This window comes from Mesorhizobium sp. WSM3868, from assembly GCF_002294785.1.
In the GTDB taxonomy this organism is placed as follows: Bacteria; Pseudomonadota; Alphaproteobacteria; order Rhizobiales; family Rhizobiaceae; genus Mesorhizobium.
On record NZ_NSGB01000001.1, the window covers coordinates 543358 to 565068 of the forward strand.

Genomic DNA, 21711 nt, shown 5'->3' on the forward strand with positions numbered 1-21711 from the left:
GCGCCGGCGACGGGAACAAGCATCGGCCAAACCCCCGAAATCGCTTATGGCCGTTATCTACGCTGAAGTACGCCGGCTACGCGCCGGCCTTCAGAAGCCGGGGACGATATCCTTGTCATCGCCCCTTCCCTCGTTGATGCCATAGGCACGCCCGACGGTGGAGATCCGGTCCATGACGCGCTTGTCGGCCATCGCCTCGCTATCATCGTCTGCGGGTCTGGACAGATCGTCCTGGTCCGGTTCCCGGGTGACGGCGGTATGTTCTTCGGGCAGGCCGGGATGGCGCTGCTGCTGAACACCTCCCTCGTCCGCAAGCGCGGCGCCAGCGTTTTCGTCGTCGGAGGCAAGACGACGGTCGACTCGGCGTACTTGGCCAGTCCAGTCGTCTTGGCGCGGCGCAGGGCAGTCTGGGTAGAGACCGTCATGCAGCACCGGCGCAGGCAGCATCCGTTCGGTGAAGTTCTGATCCTCGTAGTAGCGCAGCTTTTTGGCGCGGATGGGGGGCAATCCCGAAACGAGCACCAGTTCGTCCGAGGGCGGCAATTGCATCACCTCGCCCGGCGTCAACAGCGGGCGGGCCGTCTCCTGGCGGCTCACCATGACATGCGAGAGCCAGGGCGCCAGCCGGTGGCCCGCATAGTTGCGCATCGATCTCAATTCCGTGGCCGTGCCAAGCGCGTCCGAGATTCGCTTGGCCGTGCGCTCATCGTTGGAGGAAAAGGCAATTCGCACATGGCAATTATCCAGAATGGCGTTGTTCTCGCCATACGCTTTGGAGATCTGGTTCAACGATTGCGCGATCAAGTAGGCGCGAATTCCGTAACCGGCCATAAAGGCGAGCGCGGTCTCAAAGAAGTCGAGGCGACCGAGCGCCGGAAACTCATCCAGCATCATGAGCAGTTGATGCTTGCGACTCTTCTTTGGGTCACCCTCGAGGCGCTCCGTGAGCCGTCTGCCGATCTGGTTCAGGATCAGTCGCACCAAAGGCTTGGTGCGCGAAATGTCAGATGGCGGCACGACCAGATAGAGCGATGTAGGTCGCGCGGCATCCATCAAGTCGGCAATCCGCCAGTCACAAGACGAAGTGGCCGCAGCCACGGTCGGATCATGGTAGAGCCCGAGAAAAGACATGGCGGTCGAGAGGACGCCTGAACGCTCGTTCTCCGACTTGTTCAGCACCTCGCGCGCCGCAGAAGCCACAACGGGGTGTACTTGAGGCCTTTCCGCCGCGCCCAGATGGTCGGTCGTCATCATCCGCTGTAGCGTTGCAACAAATGAGCGCTGCGGGTCCGACAAGAACGTGGCGACCCGAGCGAGTGTCTTTTCCTCCTCGGCATAGAGGACGTGCAGGATGGCGCCGACCAAGAGTGAATGGCTGGTCTTCTCCCAATGATTACGCCGCTCCAGCGCGCCCTCAGGATCGACCAAGATGTCGGCGATGTTCTGAACGTCGCGGACCTCGTTCGGACCTTTGCGCACTTCCAAGAGCGGGTTGTAGCGGGCCGATCGCGGATCAGTCGGATTGAACAATAGGCAATACGAGAACCTCGACCGCCAGCCGGCGGTCAGCTGCCAGTTCTCGCCTTTGATGTCGTGAATGACGGCCGATCCGGACCAGGAGACAAGAGTTGGCACAACCAGTCCGACGCCCTTGCCCGAACGTGTCGGCGCAAACGCCATGACGTGCTCTGGCCCGTCATGACGCAGATACCGATCATTCAGTTTGCCAAGGAAGACGCCTGCCGGCTGAAACAGCCCTGCTTTCTCGATCTCCCGCGTCGCCGCCCATCGAGAGGAGCCATAGGTAGTGACCAACCCGCGCTGACGCGCGCGCCAGAGGGAACCAGCGATCGCAGCGGCAAAACCCATCAATCCACTGGTGCCCGCAAGCATGCCGGCCTTGTCGAATACCTCGGGCGCATAGGCATCAAATTGGAACCACCATTCCAACAGTTTCCACGGCTCGTAGATCGGCCAGCCAGCCGCGACAAACCAGGGCGCGCCGAGTTGTTCCTGAAAGGCTAGCATATGAGCGCACCATTGTGTGGCAGCCCACACGCCGAGGAGAACGATGGCGAACACAATGGCGATCTGCCCAATCAGAAGCTTTGTGGGCGTCACTGAGATTGCTCCGCCGTTCTGGAGAGGTGGATCGAGAATCGCCCGGCGCGGCCGGAACGGGAATACACCCTATGTACGACTTGGTGCGATGAGGCTGTTTGGCGCGCCGTTGCTCTCCCTTCGAGATGTGTATCGATATTCGCGCATTCCCGAGCAAGTCTTGACTGCTGTGTCGGAGCGGGGCCCGTATCGTTCGTGCTTATCGTGAGCACGTCGGATATTTGGTAGGAGAGCTGGCGGTGGCGGTGCGGGCAAGCCGCTGAGGAATCCTGAACATCGAGTCCGATCTGGGGCACAACAGGCCTATCGAGATCGGATCGCGAGGTGAGCCTGGCCGCCATGGGAATTTCTCAGGCGAGCTGGGACATATTGGGCGCTGAGGATATCTTGGGCGATCTTCTCGGACGCCGAATTGCCAACATTCCTTGTGTGTCAAGGTTCGCCGGCGATGCTGTCGAACAGGCGGCTATCACTCCCCGGCCGTGGCACATCTGCGCGCTGCAGAAACTCGATGGGCCACCGGTTCAACGCCCACGCGGATTCCACAGACGCGTTCCGCCAAGCGCTAGTTGCCAAGCATATGACCCGCATTTCGCAACGCCCCTAGGAACAGGCTAGCAAGGTGAGTGACATCGATTTTGGCCTGCATTGACACCGGCATGCTGGTCCAATTTTCCAACGGCACAATGAAGCGGGAAAAGGTACCATTTACGACGCAGTAGCGGCTAACAAGGCCTTGTCTGTCCAACGCCACCACACCCATCTGGTCGTCTCGATATCGGATGGCTGCGATCCGCTGAATGTCGGCGTCATCGTCAACCCGCACGTCGAAAAGCAGGGTTCCGCGGCTCCTCGCTGCTATTTCCGCCGCTTTGTCATTGAAGCTCAAGCAGAGTGAGCGGACGCTTTCCACTGCCATCTGGAAAACCAACAAATCCAGTTCATTCACGGCCATGTGGGCAGTTGAGCCATTAGATGGATTATTGCAATGTCGCACACGGCTTGTTCACAGGTGTCGACCAACTCCACAAAGACCGATCGTTTTAGTCGATCGCCGATAAACGGCTGCTCCTTGGCTGCCGCTCCTGAGGGGCGCTCGCTGGCGTTAACGAGGCCGGGCTTCTTCACCACTCTTGAGAAACTTTTGCTTCCCCGCTTGGCCTATCTGCGCGTCGCCTGTGCAGCCGTCCGCATATCGGAAGCAGATCTCGAGGCTCGTTGCGCCCTCACCGCGGCCTTCTTGGAGGGCGGGAAGCCGCTTGAGGCCCGCTACGCCGGCGACGGCTAAAAAATCCTGATCTACAAGAAGGCAAACCGCATGTGCGTCGACTTTCGCTTCGGCGTCGCCTTGGCCTCCCTCACACTCGTTGGCTGTCTCACGGGGCAACCCGGTCGAGAAAAGCATCGAATGCGGCAGCAACAGCGCGAATCGCAAAGCGATGCTGCCGCGATACGCGGACAAAACCCTTTTCGATGTCCACAATTCCGTCCTTGGTAAGCATCGCCAAGCGTTCAGCTGATTCGAGAAAATGGATCGGATCAGACCCGTGGGCGGCACAGATTGCCGGCACATCGGCCTTGAGATCGCACATTAGTCGCTCGATGATTGCGGCTCGCGCGCGGTCTTCGTCCGTAAGACGGTAGCCCTTTGACGTCGCCAGACGGCCAGCTGCGATGTGCCGGCTGTAGGAATCCCGTGTAACCTCGTTCTGGACGTAACCCTCGCCGACACGCCCGATAGCCGACGCGCCGAAACCGATCACGGTTTTGCAGGTGTCGGCCGAGTAACCCAGCGAGTTGCGTCGCAGGCGACCGGTTTTCTGTGCTAGGGCGAGATCGTCGTGGGGCAAGGCGAAATGGTCGAGCCCGATCTCTCGGTAGCCGGCGGCAATCAGCGTCACAGCAATGGCCGCATGCTGTTCGGCGCGGGCAGCGCTGCCTGGAAGAGATGCCTCATCGATGAGGCGCTGATTCTTAATAAAGGACGGGATGTGCGAGTAGCCGAACGCCGCAAGCCGGTTGGGGCGCATGGCGACCGCCGCTCTCGTGGTCTCGACGCAAGATTGCACCGTTTGATGCGGGAGACCAAAGATGAGGTCGAAGTTGATGCTTCTCACTCCATGCCGACGCAGCATTTCGACGGCAGCCGCCGTTTGCGCCTCGCTTTGGACCCGGTTGATCGCTTTTTGAACAATGGGATCGAAGCTCTGCACGCCGAGGCTCGCGCGGCTCACGCCTGCTGCTTCCAAGGCTTCGGCCATCTCGGCCGTGAACGTGCGTGGGTCGATCTCAACGGCGATCGTAGCCGTTTTCGCGAGCGCAAAGTGGCGGCGCAGGAACTCCATCAGGGCGAGAAACTCTACTGGCCCCATGAGAGTTGGCGTTCCGCCGCCAAAATGCACATCGCTGACGGGCAGCGCCTGCGGCGCGTGCTCCGAGACCAAACGTATCTCGTCACGCAGCGCCGCCAGATAATCGAAGATCGGCGCATCATGGCGAGTGATGGCGGTGGGAAAGCCGCAAAACCAGCACTTTGATCGGCAGAACGGAACGTGCAAGTAGAGTGACGCCGGATCGTCAGCCGGTAGGTTCTTGAGCCATTCCTCATAAGCCTCGGCGCCGACCGCCCCAGAGAACTCCGAGACAGTCGGATAGATGGTGTACCAAGGCAGGCGGGCCTCGCGATCTTTTATGGTCTGCAATACTTACCGTCCCATGTTGATGCCTTCCATCCTTACCACTGCGCTCTCCTGAGTCTCTGCGCTATATCAGGCCGTTCCGCTTTCGGTCTGATTCGCAGCGATAAGCGCTGTTCAGCCTTGGCTGGACAGCGACGGTATGAGGACGCGCTGGTCCGCGACAAGCGCCATGGGTTTCCCGTCGAGAGTATCGTGCACACGGTTTGGGGCTAGTATCTTATCCCCTTCCCTTCAGCGTCCGCCTGGGCGAGGAGATGCTGCTGGAAGGCGGCATGGCGCATCCGACTAGTCGGATGCGGAGCTCGGCCAGTATCCCAGCTTCGATATCGACCGGATCGGCGGAATGCAACCTTGGCGTCCAAAGACCTCGACGCGCTGACCGCCGCCGGCGTGCCCGCGCTCGCCGCGCAGGATCCTTCTAACAGGCCGATCACTTACGTCAAGGCGCCCTTCAAGTCGCTGATCGTCCCTGTCTTTGTCTCGCCCAATCTCGTGCTGTGCGGCCGCTATTTCGGTCGTCCGCTCGACCGAACCTTCGAGCGGTTCCTGGAAGCGTCCGATCATCGCTCGATCCTCTTGCGACTGGCCGGGGGTACCGGCGAGCGTTATGCCCAGAAGGAGGTTACACGGGATGGCTACAGCCGGCACATCGCAACTGGCCGCCTGGCGAAGTCAAGGGGCTACCGTCTCACCGACGAAGACCACGCGCGAGCCGCAATCATCGAGCCGCTGACGTGCCGGCAATCTGTGCGGCCCACGGGTCTGATCCGATCCGTTCTCTTAGTTCAGCTAGACGCTCGGCGATCCTGGCCGAGGACGTGATAGTGGACATCGGAGGGGTTTATCCGCGTGCGGCAGGAGCATCGGTGATTAGCGCCATTGCTGCGTATTCGATGCTCTTCTCGACCGGGTTTGCCCGTAGGCCCAGCCCAAGCAGCGTGAGGGGCGGCCAAAGGGATAACCAATCGTTGCTAACCGGCATGTTCCACCCAGGCGGTGCGCCTGCACCGGTTGAAGGGGCTTGGAGTTTTGCCAATTTTGCGAGCGTACCTATGAAAGCTTCCCAATCATTCGACGGTGACTGATTTCGCCAGGTTGCGTGGCTGGTCGAGATCTGTGCCCACGCAGACCGCCGTGTGATACGCAAGAAGCTGTATCGGCAGCGAGAAGATCATCGGCGCGACAATCTCGTCGGTGGCCGGCAGCACGATCGTGTGCATCGTATCGAGTTTCGATGCGGCTGCCCCTTTGCCATCGGTGATGAGGATGATGCGCCCTCCGCGGGCGGCCACTTCCTGCATGTTGGAGAGGGTCTTGTCGAAAAAGCGATCATGTGGCGCGATGACGATCACTGGCATGTTCGAGTCTATCAATGCGATAGGACCGTGCTTCAATTCACCTGCCGCATAGCCCTCGGCGTGGATGTAGGAAATCTCCTTGACCTTCAGCGCACCTTCCATCGCCAGTGGGAAATTTGTGCCACGGCCGAGATACAGGACATGATGAAACTTTGACAGTTCGCGCGACAGAAGCTCAATCTCCGGCTGGACGCTGTCCAGTACCTGCCTCATGAGGCGCGGCATTTCGGTGAGGCTCCCGACGAGCGCCTGCACCTCAGCTTCCGTCACTGTTCCGCGGGCCTTGGCTGCGTGGATGGCGAGTGCTGCAAGAGCGGTGAGCTGGCAGGTGAAGGCCTTGGTGGAGGCGACGCCGATCTCCGGGCCGGCAAGGATCGGGAAGACCACATCAGCCTCCCGAGCGATGGTCGATTCGCACGCATTGACAACGGCGCCAATTTTTAGCCCAAGCTGCTTGCAGTACCTCAGCGATGCCAGCGTGTCGGCGGTTTCGCCCGACTGTGAAATGAAAAGAGCCGCCGACTGCGGCGACAACGGGATCTCGCGATAGCGGAATTCGGATGCAACATCTATTTCGACCGGCAGGCGCGCATAGCGCTCGAACCAGTATTTTCCGATCAGTCCGGCGAGATACGCGGTGCCGCAGGCAGAGATCGCCAAGCTCGGGATCCCGGCGAAGTCGATGCCAAATACCGCATCGGCGCCATTTTCTATGAGGTTGGTATACTGACCGAGCGCATCGGCGATGACCTCGGGCTGCTCGAGGATTTCCTTCTCCATGAAGTGGCGATGATTGCCCTTGTTGGCCAGAGTGGCCGCGGCCATGGAGGTCTGGCGCGGACGCGCGACGGGGAGGCCGTCGTTATCAAAGATGTCGGCGCCCGTCCTGCTGACTACGGCCCAGTCGCCGTCGACGAGATAGGTGATTTCATTCGTGAATGGAGCAAGCGCGATCGCGTCGGAGCCCAGGAACATCTCGCCATCGCCATGACCGATCGCCAGCGGTGGTCCATTGCGCGCCGCAATGATGGTCGACGGATCATCTTCAAAGAGGATGGCAAGCGCGTAGGCACCCCTTACGCTTTTCAGCATGGCATGCACCGCCTCACCGCGCCCCATGCCCGCCCGGCGGTGTCCTGCCAAAAGATGCGCAAGGACCTCGGTGTCTGTGTCGGTCTGGAACTCGGTTCCCGTCGCCGCCAATTCGTCCTTCAGCTCGGCGAAATTCTCGATGATACCGTTATGGACGACGGCCACACCGTCCGTGAAGTGCGGGTGTGCATTGCGTTCCGTCGGTGGCCCATGGGTTGCCCAGCGGGTGTGGGCGATGCCGATGGTGCCACTCAGCGGCTCTTCCTTCAGTCTCGTCTCGAGATTGACGAGCTTGCCCTCGGCGCGCCGGCGGTGCAAGGTGCCCTCGGTGATCGTCGCAATGCCGGCCGAATCATAGCCGCGGTATTCCAGACGCTTCAACGCGTCGACCAGGCGCTCCGACACCGGCTGTTGCCCAACGATGCCAACAATCCCGCACATGTTTTTCTCCGAATTCTTCCCGGCAGCTTCAGCCGACGCAGACGAGGCCGAACACGCGCCCGGCCCGCTCAGTTAGAATCCTCTAATGAAATCCAGTAAGATCAGTAAAATTGATTATTAGGATAACTCTCATCCACGCTATGGATGGACGAACCGGGGCCGCTGCGGGTGATGGAGCTGTTCAACCTGCGACCGCTCTTGCGGCCGCGCCTTCTTGAGCAAATTCGACCCGTCGCTCCCGTACTGCGAGAATCCTCCTATACTGGACCGCTGAAAATCTCAGAAAGTGGCAGTTTATCTTGAACCAGTAAACTGCAATATTGGCTTGCAGTCAGGGAAGCGATCGGGACCGGTCGCGCCGTTCTTGGTGCTTGCGCTCGAATTGATGGAGTTGCCTGGATGTCTGAGGGTCCCATCATCGACGTCGAATAGAGAATATTGCATGGGGATTTAGAGCCGCGAGCGTCCACGTCGATGCCACTTCTGACGGGAGTGGAATGCCCGACACAATGATGAACGGGGAGGCACGATGGCGCGACGACATTTGCGTCACCTGCGTTGGAGACCGTGCCGGACGACGCATTGACGGATGCGACGAATGCCCTGGTCGGAAGATTGAATGCCTTGATGCAAAATTGCGAGCCAAGAAATTGCCATCGCCCCCGGATGACGTTTCCGGTCGGCGGATCCATGGCCGTGGCAATCCGGTGCGATCCATCCGATCGAGATTATCAAGGGCTGAGAGAATGAATGTCGATCTCCATCAGTTGCTCATCGTCTTTGCTGCTTATGTCATTGCCGCAGGGAGCCCCGGCCCGAGCAACATGCGCATCATGGGGGTTGCCATGTCGCGCGGCAGGGGTGCCGCGCTCATACTCGCCTCTGGCGTCGTCAGCGGCTCGATCTTCTGGGGTTTTATGGCCTCGACCGGCATCTCCGCCCTCTTGGCCAGGTACGCCCAGGCACTGCTCGTCCTGCAGGTTTTCGGGGGCCTTTACTTGCTATTCCTCGCCTTCAGGGCGGGACGGTCGGCGCTTACGTCGAACGAGAAGCTGGCGGTGCGCGCCTCGACCGACGAAGTCGCTTTTTCACGGGGTGAGCTCTATGGAAGGGGTCTCTTGATGCATTTGGCGAACCCTAAATCCGTGCTGGCATGGATCGCGCTCGTCACACTGGGGATCGGCCCGAATTCGTCGTGGCAGACCATGGCGGCCATATTGGGTGGCTGCGCCGTCCTAAGTGTCACGATATTCTGCGGCTACGCCATTGTCTTCTCCACACCGCCGCTGGTGGCTCTGTATCGCCGCTGTCGCCGTTGGATCGAAAGTCTGCTGGCGATGTTCTTCGTGTTCGCCGGGGTGCGCATGCTGCTTTCCCCTATGTAGCTTCGAAAGGAATGGATGATGACTTTGTTTCGCGGCATGTCGGCGTTCCCCCTCACGCCAACCGATGCGGAAGGGCATGTCGAGACCGAGGCATTGGCTCGTTTTCTCGAGCGTATTCAACGAGCGGGAGCAGACTCCATCGGCCTTTTGGGGAGCACGGGCGGTTATGCTACCTCACGAGGGAAGAGCGCAAGCGTGCCGTTCAGGCTGCCGTGGAATGCATCGGCGGCAAAACGCCTCTTGTCGTGGGGGTGGGTGCATTGCGTACCGACGAAGCTCAGGCTCTGGCGCGCGATGCAAAATGCGCTGGCGCTGACGGCCTGCTCCTGGCACCCATGTCCTACGTTCCCCTGAACGAGGATGAAGTCTTCCAGCACTTCGTCGCGGTTGCCGAGGCGGGGGAACTGCCTTTGTGCATATACAACAATCCAAGCACCACGCGCTTCACATTCAGCGACGCATTGATCGCCCGGCTGTCAGAGGTGTCCAACATCGTCGCCGTGAAAATGCCTCTGGCGGTGAATGAGGATTACACGGGAGAACTGGCACGCTTGCGGTCGATGACGCCTGACACGTTCACAATCGGATACAGCGGCGATTGGGGCGCGGCGGATGCCCTACTCGCCGGATGTGACACCTGGTACAGCGTTGCGGCAGGTCTGCTGGCGGTCCCGGCGCTTGCGCTGACGCGTGCGGCGCAGTCCGGCGACGCGGTGGAGTCCACTCGGTTGAATCGCGCTTTCGAGCCGCTCTGGACGGTGTTCAAGCGCTACGGCAGCTTCCGCGTTATGTTCGTCGTCGCCGAATACCTCGGTCTGGCGCACGTCCAGCCACCGCGCCCCATTTTGCCGTTGCCGGAGGACGCCGGAGACGACATCAGGCAGGCACTGGAGAAGCTCGAGATAGCCGAGCACAGAGCATGCCCAGTGCAACTGCTAGATTAGGCAGCCGGCGCGTGGGCGTTCCGCGAGCGTTCGAGAGATGAAAGTTTGGGCGGCGCAGAATTAGATCCCTGCTCAACTGGCGTTTTGACCACGTGCGGACGATGCCGGCATTAACCGGCGGGCAGATGCGCCGAGGGCAACAAGCGCGCCTGACGCAACGCCGCCAGATCAGCCGAGCCGGTGCAGAAGCAGGCGACTGCCAACTGGCGGATGACGATCTCGAAATGCGCGACAACCGCCTCGGTGGACACCGTCGCCGCGGGCAGCACGCCGGCCGCCTGGCCGGCGAAGTCCGCGCCCAGGCGGATGGCCTTGGCCACGTCGCCGCCGTCGCGGATTCCGCCCGAAGCGATCAACTTCACCGTTGGCAGCGCCCGACGTACCGCCTGCACCCCGCCCGGGGTCGGAATCCCCCAGTCGGCGAACGCCATCGCCACTGCACGGTCCGCGGCATCGCGGGCCCGCTCGCCCTCCACCGCGGCCCAACTGGTGCCTCCGGCGCCGGCGACATCGATCACCGCCACGCCCGCCTCGACGAGCGCAGAGGCCACCGAGGCGGACAGGCCCGAGCCCACTTCCTTGGCCACGATCGGCACGCCCACACTGCGCGCGGCACGAGCGATCTGCGCCAGGACGCTGCGCCAGTCGCGGTCGCCCTCCGGCTGTAGCGCTTCCTGCAGCGGATTGAGATGGACAATCAGTCCATCGGCCTCCAGCGCATCAACCGCCCGGCGCGCCAAGTCTAGGCCGTCGGCCTCGCGCAGTTGCGCGGCGCCGATATTGGCCAACAGGGGGATGTCTGGGGCCAGGTGTCGCAGCGCGCGCGTCAGCCCCTGGGAGTTGCGGGATTGCAGGCTCACGCGCTGCGAACCGACGCACATCGCGATCCCCAAGGCTTGAGCTGCCTCGCTCAGATGCCGGTTGATGGCCTCGGCGCGAGGCGTGCCGCCGGTCATGGAGCTGATCAGCAGCGGCGCGCGCATAGTCTTGCCTAGCAGCGAGGCGCGCAGGTCGATCTGCGTCAGGTCCAACTCCGGCAATGCGCAGTGTTCGAAACGGATATACTCCCAGCCGGCGGCGACCGTGGCCGGCGCCGTTCGCCGATCCAGCACGATGCCAAGATGGTCGTCCTTGCGCCGGCTCAGGGCGGAGTCGTTCATGCTCGCTCCATCGGTCGCATCGGGCGACGGCGTTGCGTCGGATCGCACTGACGGCAGCGCGCGCACGTCGCCGCCTCCCGCGCCTTCAGGCCGGCCCACGCTGGCCTCCCCCGCAGTGTCCCTGCGGTAGCGGCTGGCCGAGGTCTGGTAATACTGTGTGCGGATGGCTGCCATGGCCTCGATCAACGGTCCCCACGGCGCGGGAAAGCGTGCTTCCGCCATCACTCGGTGCAGCATGCGCGTATGGCCGGCCAGCTCGTCGTTGAGGAACTTCACCACAGGCATAGCCGGATAGCGCTGCAGCAGCAGAATCGCCGCGTTGTCGGCCTCGCCGGCCGACCTGTCCTTGTCGCGTCCATGCAGATCGTTCTGCAGGCGCCCTATCGCGGAGATGAGCCGCAGGACCTGGCGAAACGCCGGACGCGCGCGCAAAGTCGCCATGTCCAGCCCCCACAACAACGACAGGCAACACAACACGTTCCTGTAGGCGATCGAATGGACGCCGTTGTGCAGGTACTCGGCGTAGGACCAGCGTTCCGCCCCTGCTGCCTGCGCGTCTCCGCCGCGCAGCGCCGCGCAGTAGCACCGGGTATCGTCGAGAAGCTGAGCATAGTCGCGACGATCGTAGGCGAGCCCGGCCAGCGAAGCGCTTAGCACAGCGCAGCCCTCGAATCCGGGGAGTGCGCACGGTACGCCCTGCCCCAGCGCCTGCTCCACCGCGGCGAGCTGCTCCGGGGCGATCAGCCCAAGGTCATTGCAATCGTCGAGCCAAAACAGCAGCGCCAGTTCGCGATAGAACGTCACGATCAGCGTTTCATCCTGCGGATCGCGGCCAGTGCGGGCGCTGGTGTCGCGCAGGCTCTGGTCGATGCGCTGCAGGATGTACTGGCCGCCCCTGACCGCTTCCACGGCATGCTCGTCGGCGAACCCGGTCAGGGAACGCCCCCACTCCAGCACCTGCTGCAGCGCGCGTTCGGTCTGGGTCATGGCGCCGCTCCTGCTCCCTCGGCCAGCACGCGCTGCCCCCAACCAAGCGCCAGCCACAACCCGGCGAGTTCGGCCACGCGCACTACCCGGGTGGGGCAATACAGTTCTTTGCCGATCCACAGCGGCATCTGCCGCAATGCATGCGCCGTATAGCGGGCGAGCATCCACTCCAGCGCACGCGCCACGGCCTGCGCGATGCGTCGGCGCCCTATCGGCTCTTCGCTTCCGTCCATCACGTGCAACGCGAACAGCGCATAGGCGGTTTCCTCGAATGTGGACGCGCGACCGGCGCCCCAGCCGCCGTCGTCGCGCTGCGCCTGCAGCAGCGCCGCCAGCGCGCGCTCGTCGCGCCAGTGGGGCTTGCCTTGAGCCAGCGCAGCGACCGCATGCGCGGTGGGATACAGCCAAGAGACATGCCATTTTTCGTTGTCCCATAGACCGTGCGGGTTGCGATTGGCCTCGACGTAGGCGCTGGCGCCGGCGGCGGGCTTGCCCGATAGTCGCAACGCATGCAGGGCATGGATGTTGGTCGAAACCGAAGCATTGCGCTCGCCGGGGAAGGTCACGAATAGCTCGCCGATTTCGAAACGGCGCAACGTATCGACCGCCGGGTCGCGGCCTGCAAGGCGTAGGACGCACAACGCAACGGCGGTGTCGTCCGCATCGGCCGCGAAGTGCAGGGCCGGGCCCAGACCGCGCACGCCCAGGCGGGCCTCGAGCTGCGCGACGATCACGCGCACCATCTCAGCGAGCGCGGGATGCGCGAACAGCCCGGCCAGATGCAGGGTGTACAGCGACCAGCATGGCTCGAACACATTGATCGGCCAGACGTTGGGAACGACACCTTCGATGCCGCTGCGCGTCGCCCGCGATGCCGTTTGCAGATACGCGTCGGCGCGCCCAACCTGCGGCGTGCTCCCCTGTCTCACGGCCTGCGCACGCCACGCGGCGGTGGCCGCCGGACTGATGCCGATGCTGCCGTCAGCATCCGGGCATGCCGTGGTCGGCGATGTCCCCCAGGCTTCCCAGGAGTGCAGCAACGGATGGCCGCTCGGCAACGTCGCCACCGCCCCCAGCTTGACCAGGCACGCTTGCCGCAACGGCAACAGCGCCGGGTGGTGCGGAAGCGCCACGCCGCCCAGCAGGGATGAAGCCTCGCTGCATAACTGCGGCAGAATCAGCTCCGCGCCGATCGGCGCGTCTTCCGGCACCGCATCCGCGTAGGGATCGGGCTGACGCTTGAGGAATCGGGTTGCAGCCTGGACTGCGTCGGCAGCGCCGGGAATAGGATCGGCACGTTGCAGTGCGAGCAACGCCGCCCACGTGGGCGCATGGCGGAACAGCGGGAAGTCCGCGTTTCCCCATCCGCCATCGGCCTGTTGCTGCGCGATGAGCCACGCGTAGGCGTCCTGCCGTCCGGTGACGTTGCCGTGGAAATGCAGAGCTCGCGCCGTGTCGTACACGGACGGACCGACGGCGCCGCCATCGCTCATCTCGCTCAGCAGGTGGCGCAGTTCGGAAAGGACCTGTTCGGACAGCGCGTTCACGCGGGATGTTCCTTCGGCAGACGGTTGACGAGAATCAGGATCGGGCAGACGCCGCGCGCCTCGCCGCAGGCCCGTCGCGTCGCGGCCCGGCGCATGTGCAACGCCGGGCGGCCGCCCTGCTGCGGCGCGGCGACGCGCCCCGATGCTGGCGCCGGTGCGCTGCATAGGCTTGCGCGCGGCGCGCCGGTGTGCCGCGGCCGTGCTGGGCAATCGCTGACCATCGCCGCGGACTCGGACGCAGCGCAGCATGCACCGCTGGCCCCGGCCGATCGCAGCGGCACATGGGCGACTTCATTCGGACGGGCGCGCTCATGCGCATGGCGCGTGCTTGCAGAGATACGCTTTGGCCCGCTGCAGCATCTGCGCCAACGGTTCCGCACGCGGCCCCAGCGGGGCGATGGCCTCCCCGGCGTCGCGCAACAAATCCAGCGCGAACTGGCGCGCTGCCTGCAGCCCCATGATCGACGCGCAAGTCGGCTTCTGCGCCGCCGCGTCCTTGCCGGGGGTCTTGCCCAGCGTCGCGGCATCGGCTGTCGCGTCGAGAATGTCGTCGACCACCTGTAAGGCGAGCCCGAAACAGGCGCTGTAGCGATCGAGCGCACGGTACAGCGCAGCGTGCACCGTATCCTCCGCAATGGCACATAGCGTGCCCATGCGGACGGACGCGCGTACTAGCGCCCCGCTCTTCATCCGGTGCATCGCCATGATCCTGTCCAGCTCGACGTGCTTTCCGACTAGCGACAGATCCAAGGCTTGCCCGCCTGCGGCACCCTCGGCGGACACCGCCTGCGCCAGTTCGCGCACGAGCGCTATACGGTTGTTACCCGGCGCATCCAGCGTCGCCAAGGTCAGGAAGGCGTGCGCCTGCAGCGCATCACCGACCAGGATCGCAGTGGCTTCGCCGAACTTGACGTGCACGGTCGGAAGGCCGCGGCGAAGCACGTCGTTGTCCATCGCGGGCAGGTCGTCGTGGACCAGGGTACAGGCGTGCATCATCTCGATGGCGGCTCCGACGTCGTCGAGCATGTGCGCCGGCGTATCGGCCAGTGCGCCGGCAGCCAGACAGAGCAAGGCGCGGGTGCGCTTCCCGCCGTGCAAGGTGGCGTAGCGCATGGCCGCCATCAGCTCGGTCTCACCGTCATCTTCGGCGCAGAGAAGACGCGCAAGCGCCTGTTCGACCCGCTTTGCGCCGTCCTGCATCCAGATCTCCGGCGGTAGCGCGCCGGATGCGCCGCGCGCCTGCGCGGCCAATCCGCCGAGCGCGGAAACGCCAGTTCGGTCGTCGTGTAGCGTGGAACCGGTCTGCATGTTGTTCATAGTCCTTGTACCTGACACGGCCACTGCGAGCGCCGAGCCGCCGCAGTTTTGCCGGCGCCGAGCGGTTGCGCCGAGTGCTGCAATGCTGCCCGTCGCCGGCGCCGCTGCCTCGCCACACGGGGCATGCCATGCCAGGTCATGAGAAACCGATGCGGACTGTCATGGACGGATGTGCGGTCGGGTAATAGCGCCGGCCTTTTTCGACGCCGCTCAGCAAACGCGGCCGCACCCCGGCCTCGTGCATGGTCTGCGCCAAGGCGATGCAGAACTGCACCATTTCCAGCCATACCAAGTGGTAGCCGATGCAGACGTGTGGGCCGGTACCGAACTGCAGCATGTCCACCGGCCGGATCGGCTCCGTGCGTTGCAGCCACCGCGCCAGGCGGAACTGATCAGGCGCCTCGTGCAGCAGCGCCGAGGTCGAGAAATGCAGCAGCGGGATGCACAGGTGGGTGCCCGTGGGAATGCGCCGCTGGCCGAGCTGCAATTCCTGCAGCGCGCGACGCGGCAGGAGCGTGGTCGCCGGATGCACTCGCAGCGTCTCGCGGAACAGCGCCTCGGCGACCGGACACTGCGCCAGGTCCGCGTGCCGGGTCGGCACCGCGCCTACGCGCTGCGCTTCCTCGACCAGGACGTCCCACAGCACAGGCTGCCGCGCCAGCTCGATCACCATCCAGGCCATCGTCGAGGCGGTGGTGTCGTGACCGGCGAGCAGCAGCAAGCGGATGTTGGCGACCAGTACGTCATCGGAGAGCGCATCGTCGCTGCGATCGAAGGCGCTCACCATGTCGTTGATCAACCCGGTGCGCGCGGCATTCGCGCGCGCGTCGCGGACGAACTGGTGCAACTGCGCGTCGATCCAGTCGCGGGCGGCGCGGCCGCGCCGGAAGGGCAGTCCGGGCAGGTCGACTGGGGGCGCGACGATCAACTGCAGCAGTTGCCGGTACTTGCGATGCCACCTCGGCAGGTCCTGCGCGGGGATTCCCATGAGGCTGAAGATTAGCTTGAGCATCAGGTCGCCGGTTTCGCGCAGGATGGTTACGTCGCCGCGGTCGCGCCACGCCTGCACCCGCGCTCGGATGACGGGCGCGAACAGGTCGCCGATCCCGGCCTGGGTCAGCCCCTTCGGCAGGAACGCTGCCTTGATCGCATCGCGCGCCTGCCGGTGCGCGCCGCCGTCCTGGGCGACCAACGTTCCGCCAAGCAATTCGGGCGCGATCTCTTCGATCAGCGCCGAGGACACGTCCTTGTGTCGGAGCAGTGCGAACGCATCCAGATCCATGCAGGTCATCAGGTGGCCGGCAGGGCCGAAATCCAGCCAGAAGTAGCTGCCCAGCGTCCGTTCCGCGCGCCGCAGCAGGCGCGGCAGGTCGCAGACGATGGCGGGAAGATGCCCGATCAGCGGGAAAGCGCCGGGCATGACCGGGATGTCATGCCGCAGCCGGTGCCGACGGTCCAGGGGGTTGAGCAGCATGTCCATCAGCAGTGCTGCTCCGCGGCCGCTTCGGCGATGCCCCCGGTAGGCCGCGCGGCGGGGCTGTTGCCTCCGTCGGCGTATGTCGGCACATGCGCCAGCATGCCGCCGTCGATGCACACGACCTGCCCGGTAATGAAGGCAGCATCGTCGGAGAGCAGGAACGCCACCAGCGCGGCCACGTCCTCGGGGCGGCCGACACGCGGCAGGAGCTGGTGCCGGCGCAGATGCCGTTGCATGCATTCGTCAAGCTTGGCGAGGAGACGCTCGGTCATGATGAGACCCGGCGCAACGGCGTTGCAGCGGATCTGCGCATGACCATACTGCGTGGCGAGCGAGGCCGACAACATGTTCAGCGCCGCCTTCGACGCGGCGTAGGACGTCTGCGCGCTGTCACCGCTGAGCCCCTGGCATGACGACATGTTGACGATCGCGCCACCGCCGCGGGCGATCATCAGTGGGATGGCCTGTCGGCAGCAGAGCAGCGTGCCGCGCAGATTGGTCGCCATCGTCTGATCCCAGACCGCCAGGTCCAGGTCGAGGATCGCGCAGTCGCGCGGGGTCAGATGCATGGCGCTCGCGTTGTTCACCAGCAGGTCGACCCCACCGAAGTGCCGCTGCGCCGCCTCGAACAGCGCTGCCACCGCCTGCGCGTCGGCGATGTCCATGGCCAGGGCCAGCGTGTGGTCTGCTTCGGCCGCGATCTGCGTGGTGCAGGAGATGGCCGCCGAGGCATCAATGTCGGCCACCACCACTCTGCCGCCCTCGCGCGCGATGGCGAGGGCGCATGCCTTGCCGATGCCGGCGCCGGCGCCGGTCACCACCGCCACCTTGCCTTCAAACCGTCCCATCGTGTCCTCCTGGATTGCGTTGGTCTTTCGCGGCATGCCGCTCGACCTCCACCGGAGAAGGCGCAGGGTCGGCGCTGGCGAGCTCCTCATCGCCAGCGTCGCTTTCGATGACCAGAATGGCGGCGACTGGGCACTGGCTGGCTGCGAGCCGCACGGCGGCGTGCAGCGCCTGCGGAATCGTTGCCACGCACAGTTCGGCCACTCCGTCCGGTTCGCGCTGGCGAAAGGTGCCCGGCAGCGTCAGCGCGCACTGCCCGGTGGTTCCGCACAGGTCCTGGTCGACCACCACGCGCATCTCAGCCCACCTGCGCTTGCAGCCGCACCGGCAGCGCGCGAAACGTCCTAAGGAACGCGGAGGGCTCCCGGGTCGGCTGCTCGGCCAATGCCAGCGTGGGGAAGCGCGCCTGGATCGGCGGCAGGCTCTCGGCCAACTGCACCCGGGCGAGTTGCGCACCGAGGCAGAAGTGGATGCCGTGGCCGAAGCTCAGCATGATCTTCCCATCGCTCGACATGCCAGGACTGGTGCCGTAGAACCGCGCGGGATCGAAGCGGTCGGGATCGGCGAAGGCTTCGGGGTCGCGATTGCCGGCCGCGATCAGCACGCGCACGTCCGCGTTCTTTGGGATTACCGCGCCGCCCAGTTCGATGTCGCGCTGGGCGATACGCGGAATGGAGCTGAACATGGCGGGCGCGTCGCAGCGCAGGACTTCTTCGACGAATGCCTTCACCCCCACGGCGTCCCCCTGCAGCCAGTGCCGCTGTTCGGGAAACGCCAACATGGCCAAGACCGCATGGTCGATACTCGAAGCAGTGGTGGCGAAGCCGCCCAGCAGCATGCCCCACAGCATGCTGATCAACTCCGCATCTGACAGCGTGTCGGCATCGTCGTCGTGTGCGCCGACCAGCATCGAGACGATGTCGTGGCGGGGATCGGTGCGTTTGCGCCGGATGAGCTCACCGAAGTAGGCTTGCACCTTGGCGCTGGCCGCATCCGCCGCGGCGAGTTGGGGATCGCCGGCGTGCGGGCTCAGGCCTTCCAGAATGGCGCCGATGCCGGCGGCGAGCCCGAACATGTCGTCCTCGGGCATGCCGAACAGTTCGGCGAACACCAGCATAGGCAAGGCCAGCGCGAATTCCCGATGCAGGTCCACCGCCTCCCCGCGCTCCAGCGCGGGCGCCATGGCGTCCAGGCGCGCTGCGACGATGCGCGCGATGCTCGGCCGCAGGTTGTCGATCTCGCGCATGGTGAAATCGCGCGAAATCAGCCGGCGCAGACGCGTATGCGTCGGTGGTTCCTTCATCGCTAGCGTGGACGCCAGCAGACTGAGCGAAAGGCTGGTCGCCGCACGCGGGAAATAGCGCGCCAGTTCGCCCGGAGCCGGTCCCCGAAACGCATCGCCTGTGGCCTTGAGCGCCCAGTAGATGTCGGCGTGGCGGCTCAACAGAAAGAGGCCTGACGCCGCGCGATGCACCGGATCGTGCTCGCGCAACCACCGCATGAATGGATACGGGTCGTGGATGCACGCTGGCGAGGCGAGTTCGGCGAAGGCGTCCCGGCATGCTGCCATGGTTTCTTGCACGTCCATCTTGGTTACCTATTGGCTGGCTGATCTGACCGGCGCGCCAGGGGCGCCGGCAAGTTGCGGAGAGATTGCGATTCCCGGCGGCGTCCGTGAATTACCAGAGCACCGGGAACTCCTCGAACCCGCCAGTGATGATCTCCTTGCGCAACTTCAGCGCTTCGGGCGCCACGGCCAGGCGCAGCGCGGGAAAGCGCTGGAAGATCGAACCGAACACCACCTTGAGTTCCAGCCTGGCCAGCGCCATGCCGATGCAGTAGTGCGGCCCGTGCGAGAACGTCAGGTGCGGATTTTCGTCGCGTCCGATATCGAAGATTTCCGGGTCGTCGAAATGGCGCGGATCGAACGACGTCGCCGGCAGGCCGACGAGCACCTTGCTCTCCGCGGGGATATGCACGCCCGCGATAGTCACGTCGGTCCTCGGATAGCGCATGATGCCGTCCCAGCCCGCGCCCGGCGGGTACATGCGCAGGATTTCCTCCACCGCCTTGTCCACCAGGGATGGATCGCTGACCAGGCGTTCGCGCTGTCGCGGATGGCGGAACATGGCCAGCAGGCCGAATTCGATCTGCGCCACGGTGCTCTCGTGCCCCGCCACCAGCATGCCCGCCGCCAGGCCGATCGCCTCTTCCTCGGTCGCCTTGCCCTGGTCGACCGCCGAGAGCAGATCCGTCAGCAGGTTGGCGCCCGGATCCTGGCGCTTGTCCCACATCTTGCCGCGAATGTAGGCGCGCAGTTCTTCCCAGGCCACACGCGATGCGCTGCGCGGGCCGCTTTCATGCTGGTGCGTCATCACCTCGTCGGACAGCCCGGCGAAAAAGGCGTGATCCTCATAGAGCACGCCAATCAGCGCACTGATGACCATGGCCGCAAGCGGAAAGGAGAAGTGGCGCCTCAGGTCGGCGGGCTGGGGCTGGACAGCTAACTTGTCGAACAACTCCGCGGCGATCGCCTCGACCTGCTGCGCGAGCAGCTTCACCCTGCGGTTGCTGAAGGCCGGCGCCACGATCGTACGTAACCGATCGTGCTCGCCCCCCTCGTGCGAGACCAGCCACCCCGGCGAACCGAGAATCACCGAATCCGGGGTGAATGCCGCCGGCGGCATTCCCGCGGGCCGGAACGCCGCGTCGGACAGCGCCGCCTTGGCCTCGTCGTAGCCTGTCACCCACCAGCCTTCGTGCCCGGACGGGAAGCGCACGCGGTGGATCGGACCGTTGGCGCGTAGCGCCAGCATCTCGGGCGAGGGCTCGATGTGATCGACGCGCCACATCGGCAGTGTCGGCAAGGGGTGTTCGGACATGGTGGCACTTCACTCTCTAAGCGATGGAAGGGCGGAAGGCGCTGCGGGGAGCGAATGACGTAAGACGGCATGTAGACGTCCTCCGCGGCGTAGCCGGCTCGATTATCAAGATTGGCCAACGTATAACTGTCCAGCCATACCGCGCGGGGCGAGATGCAGAACTTATCCTGCGCCTTTGAAGGCAGGATTGAGCGAGTGTGATGGGCCGGCCTTTGAGTCGCAGCCGGCCATCAAGATTTTCCGGCGCAAGGGTCGACAAGGGCGGCGCCTGTTTCAGTACGGGGCGGCCTCGCCGAGGCCGCCTTGCCATAGAATGATATCTTGATGCGGATTGACATTTGCTTTTCTTTCTTCGTTCCATCGATCGCGGTGTCATCCACGAAATGAAGGTCGGCCGGCGGCCTCGGCTCCCAACGAAGGAGTTTCAAAATTCGTGCCAACTTGGCCGACCCGGCAGAAGAAAAAACATTGTGATTGCTTTTGAGCGGATTATCGTGAGGCCAGACAAGAGCTCGGCGAAAAAGACCGGTGGCAGGGACCCAACAAAAGCGACAGAACAGTGTCGGATAGTATACGATCATCCCACCCCAGACCGGCGACACACCCCGCAAACGCGCCATCCTCCCACTTCCCCGTCATTGAAGCCTGACCGGCACATCAGGGCACCAGCGATTGCTGATGTTGGCGCTCAAATCATGTGGGGCGGCGCGGAAGAACCATCGGAATTCGATGGTCAGCGGCGCAGATCTCCGGAGCTTTTGATCCACTACCAATCGCTCGGAAGCGGATCTACCGTCCGCTGCCTTCGGGCGCGTGGAGGCGCGGCTGTAGCGCAAAAAGCACCCCACGTACGCACCCGTAGGCCTCTTTCTGAGTCGCGTCAGCCTCCGTTCATGGCCGTACTCGCGGCATGAAAGCGGCCGGTCCCGACTGACCTTCATGACACAGAAAAAATTTTGCAACACAACCAACTCTTGTTGTCGTTTAGCCGCGCTTTTGGAAGGCCATCAACACTTCAGACTTCGCCGAGCCGGACGACATCGGCGTCGTTTCGGTGACAAGGCTGATCAAAGACGAAGCCCACGATGCACCCGGCTTGCTCGCGTCCTTGGGTTGATTCTCGAAACCGCGGTGAACGCGCGAAGTCTTTGATCGGCTATTCAACGGCCGCCCGGGTCATGGCTTGCAGAGAGACGGACTGGCTCGGCCATCCAGTTGCGGTCGAACCAGCTGAGCTTGCGAAGCCCTAGCCCAGACTCCTTGCGATGGAAATGGCGAAATCAGGTACGACGGGGTAAGTCGCGACAGAGAGTCCGACGAGCGCGAAGGTCACAGCGCGGGCCGCAGTCCGGGCAAGCGCCTCCTTCACCTTCGGCGCAGCCGGAACTTGCAGCACTGAACATGAATAGCGGTCAATTGAGTCGACGAACGCCTCGATTGCGCGTGTCGGCTGAC

Annotated in this window: 14 protein-coding genes and 3 pseudogenes; 4 read left to right on the forward strand and 13 right to left on the reverse strand. The window is 63.9% G+C overall.

The features are described 5' to 3' along the window. Nucleotides 1-90 precede the first annotated feature (90 nt). Together CK221_RS02440 and CK221_RS02445 are read right to left on the reverse strand one after the other, a co-directional pair. The gene (locus tag CK221_RS02440) at nt 91-2121 is read right to left on the reverse strand and encodes a conjugal transfer protein TraG (protein ID WP_095776541.1); all 2031 of its coding nucleotides are present in this window, start codon (nt 2119-2121) and stop codon (nt 91-93) included. 565 nt (nt 2122-2686) lie between these two features. Then, complete coding sequence (locus tag CK221_RS02445) at nt 2687-3076, reverse strand: hypothetical protein (protein WP_095776542.1); 390 nt, start codon at nt 3074-3076, stop codon at nt 2687-2689. 33 nt (nt 3077-3109) lie between these two features. On the opposite strand from CK221_RS02445, the gene CK221_RS29575 reads away from it, so the two are divergent. After that, nucleotides 3110-3409 carry a hypothetical protein gene (locus tag CK221_RS29575; protein WP_141247126.1) on the forward strand — a complete coding sequence of 100 codons (300 nt, stop codon included), beginning with the start codon at nt 3110-3112 and terminating at the stop codon, nt 3407-3409. An 88-nt stretch (nt 3410-3497) separates the two neighbouring features. Here the strand turns inward: CK221_RS29575 and hemN are convergent, their stop codons facing one another. After that, the gene (hemN, locus tag CK221_RS02455) at nt 3498-4823 is read right to left on the reverse strand and encodes an oxygen-independent coproporphyrinogen III oxidase (RefSeq protein WP_095776544.1); all 1326 of its coding nucleotides are present in this window, start codon (nt 4821-4823) and stop codon (nt 3498-3500) included. Nucleotides 4824-5417: 594 nt separating this feature from the next. On the opposite strand from hemN, the pseudogene CK221_RS02465 reads away from it, so the two are divergent. Further along, a pseudogene (locus CK221_RS02465) lies at nt 5418-5690 on the forward strand (coproporphyrinogen III oxidase); the annotation flags it as partial. Between the two features lie 197 nt (nt 5691-5887). On the opposite strand, the gene glmS reads toward CK221_RS02465, so the two are convergent. Continuing rightward, entirely contained in the window at nt 5888-7711 is a 1824-nt protein-coding gene (gene glmS / locus CK221_RS02470) for a glutamine--fructose-6-phosphate transaminase (isomerizing) (RefSeq protein ID WP_095776545.1), read from the reverse strand. A 746-nt stretch (nt 7712-8457) separates the two neighbouring features. Between glmS and CK221_RS02480 the strand changes: the two genes are divergently transcribed. After that, on the forward strand, nt 8458-9096 hold the full coding sequence (locus tag CK221_RS02480) for a LysE family translocator (RefSeq protein WP_095776546.1): 639 nt from the start codon (nt 8458-8460) through the stop codon (nt 9094-9096). An 18-nt stretch (nt 9097-9114) separates the two neighbouring features. Further along, a pseudogene (locus CK221_RS02485) lies at nt 9115-10040 on the forward strand (dihydrodipicolinate synthase family protein). A gap of 110 nt (nt 10041-10150) precedes the next feature. On the opposite strand, the gene fni reads toward CK221_RS02485, so the two are convergent. From fni to CK221_RS02535, 9 genes and pseudogenes are all read right to left on the reverse strand, one after another. Further along, nucleotides 10151-11200, reverse strand: coding sequence for a type 2 isopentenyl-diphosphate Delta-isomerase (fni, locus tag CK221_RS02490; protein WP_095776547.1), 1050 nt, complete (start codon nt 11198-11200; stop codon nt 10151-10153). An 85-nt stretch (nt 11201-11285) separates the two neighbouring features. Then, nucleotides 11286-12187, reverse strand: a pseudogene (locus CK221_RS02495) (hypothetical protein). After that, nucleotides 12184-13734 (reverse strand): hypothetical protein, encoded by a 1551-nt coding sequence (locus tag CK221_RS02500; RefSeq protein WP_095776548.1) that lies wholly within the window; start codon nt 13732-13734, stop codon nt 12184-12186. The pseudogene CK221_RS02495 and the gene CK221_RS02500 overlap by 4 nt, the downstream one beginning before the upstream one ends. A gap of 309 nt (nt 13735-14043) precedes the next feature. Then, complete coding sequence (locus tag CK221_RS02510; protein ID WP_170954335.1) at nt 14044-15051, reverse strand: polyprenyl synthetase family protein; 1008 nt, start codon at nt 15049-15051, stop codon at nt 14044-14046. A gap of 136 nt (nt 15052-15187) precedes the next feature. Next, nucleotides 15188-16531 (reverse strand): cytochrome P450, encoded by a 1344-nt coding sequence (locus tag CK221_RS02515; protein WP_095776550.1) that lies wholly within the window; start codon nt 16529-16531, stop codon nt 15188-15190. Beyond that, nucleotides 16531-17376, reverse strand: a complete 846-nt coding sequence (locus CK221_RS02520; protein WP_095776551.1) for an SDR family oxidoreductase — start codon at nt 17374-17376, stop codon at nt 16531-16533. Before CK221_RS02520 ends, CK221_RS02515 begins: the two co-directional genes overlap by 1 nt. Beyond that, nucleotides 17363-17671, reverse strand: coding sequence for a ferredoxin (locus CK221_RS02525; RefSeq protein ID WP_095776552.1), 309 nt, complete (start codon nt 17669-17671; stop codon nt 17363-17365). The genes CK221_RS02520 and CK221_RS02525 overlap by 14 nt, the downstream gene beginning before the upstream one ends. 1 nt (nt 17672) lies before the next feature. After that, nucleotides 17673-18962, reverse strand: a complete 1290-nt coding sequence (locus CK221_RS02530) for a cytochrome P450 (RefSeq protein ID WP_095776553.1) — start codon at nt 18960-18962, stop codon at nt 17673-17675. 91 nt (nt 18963-19053) lie between these two features. Beyond that, on the reverse strand, nt 19054-20256 hold the full coding sequence (locus CK221_RS02535) for a cytochrome P450 (RefSeq protein WP_095776554.1): 1203 nt from the start codon (nt 20254-20256) through the stop codon (nt 19054-19056). Nucleotides 20257-21711 lie beyond the last annotated feature (1455 nt).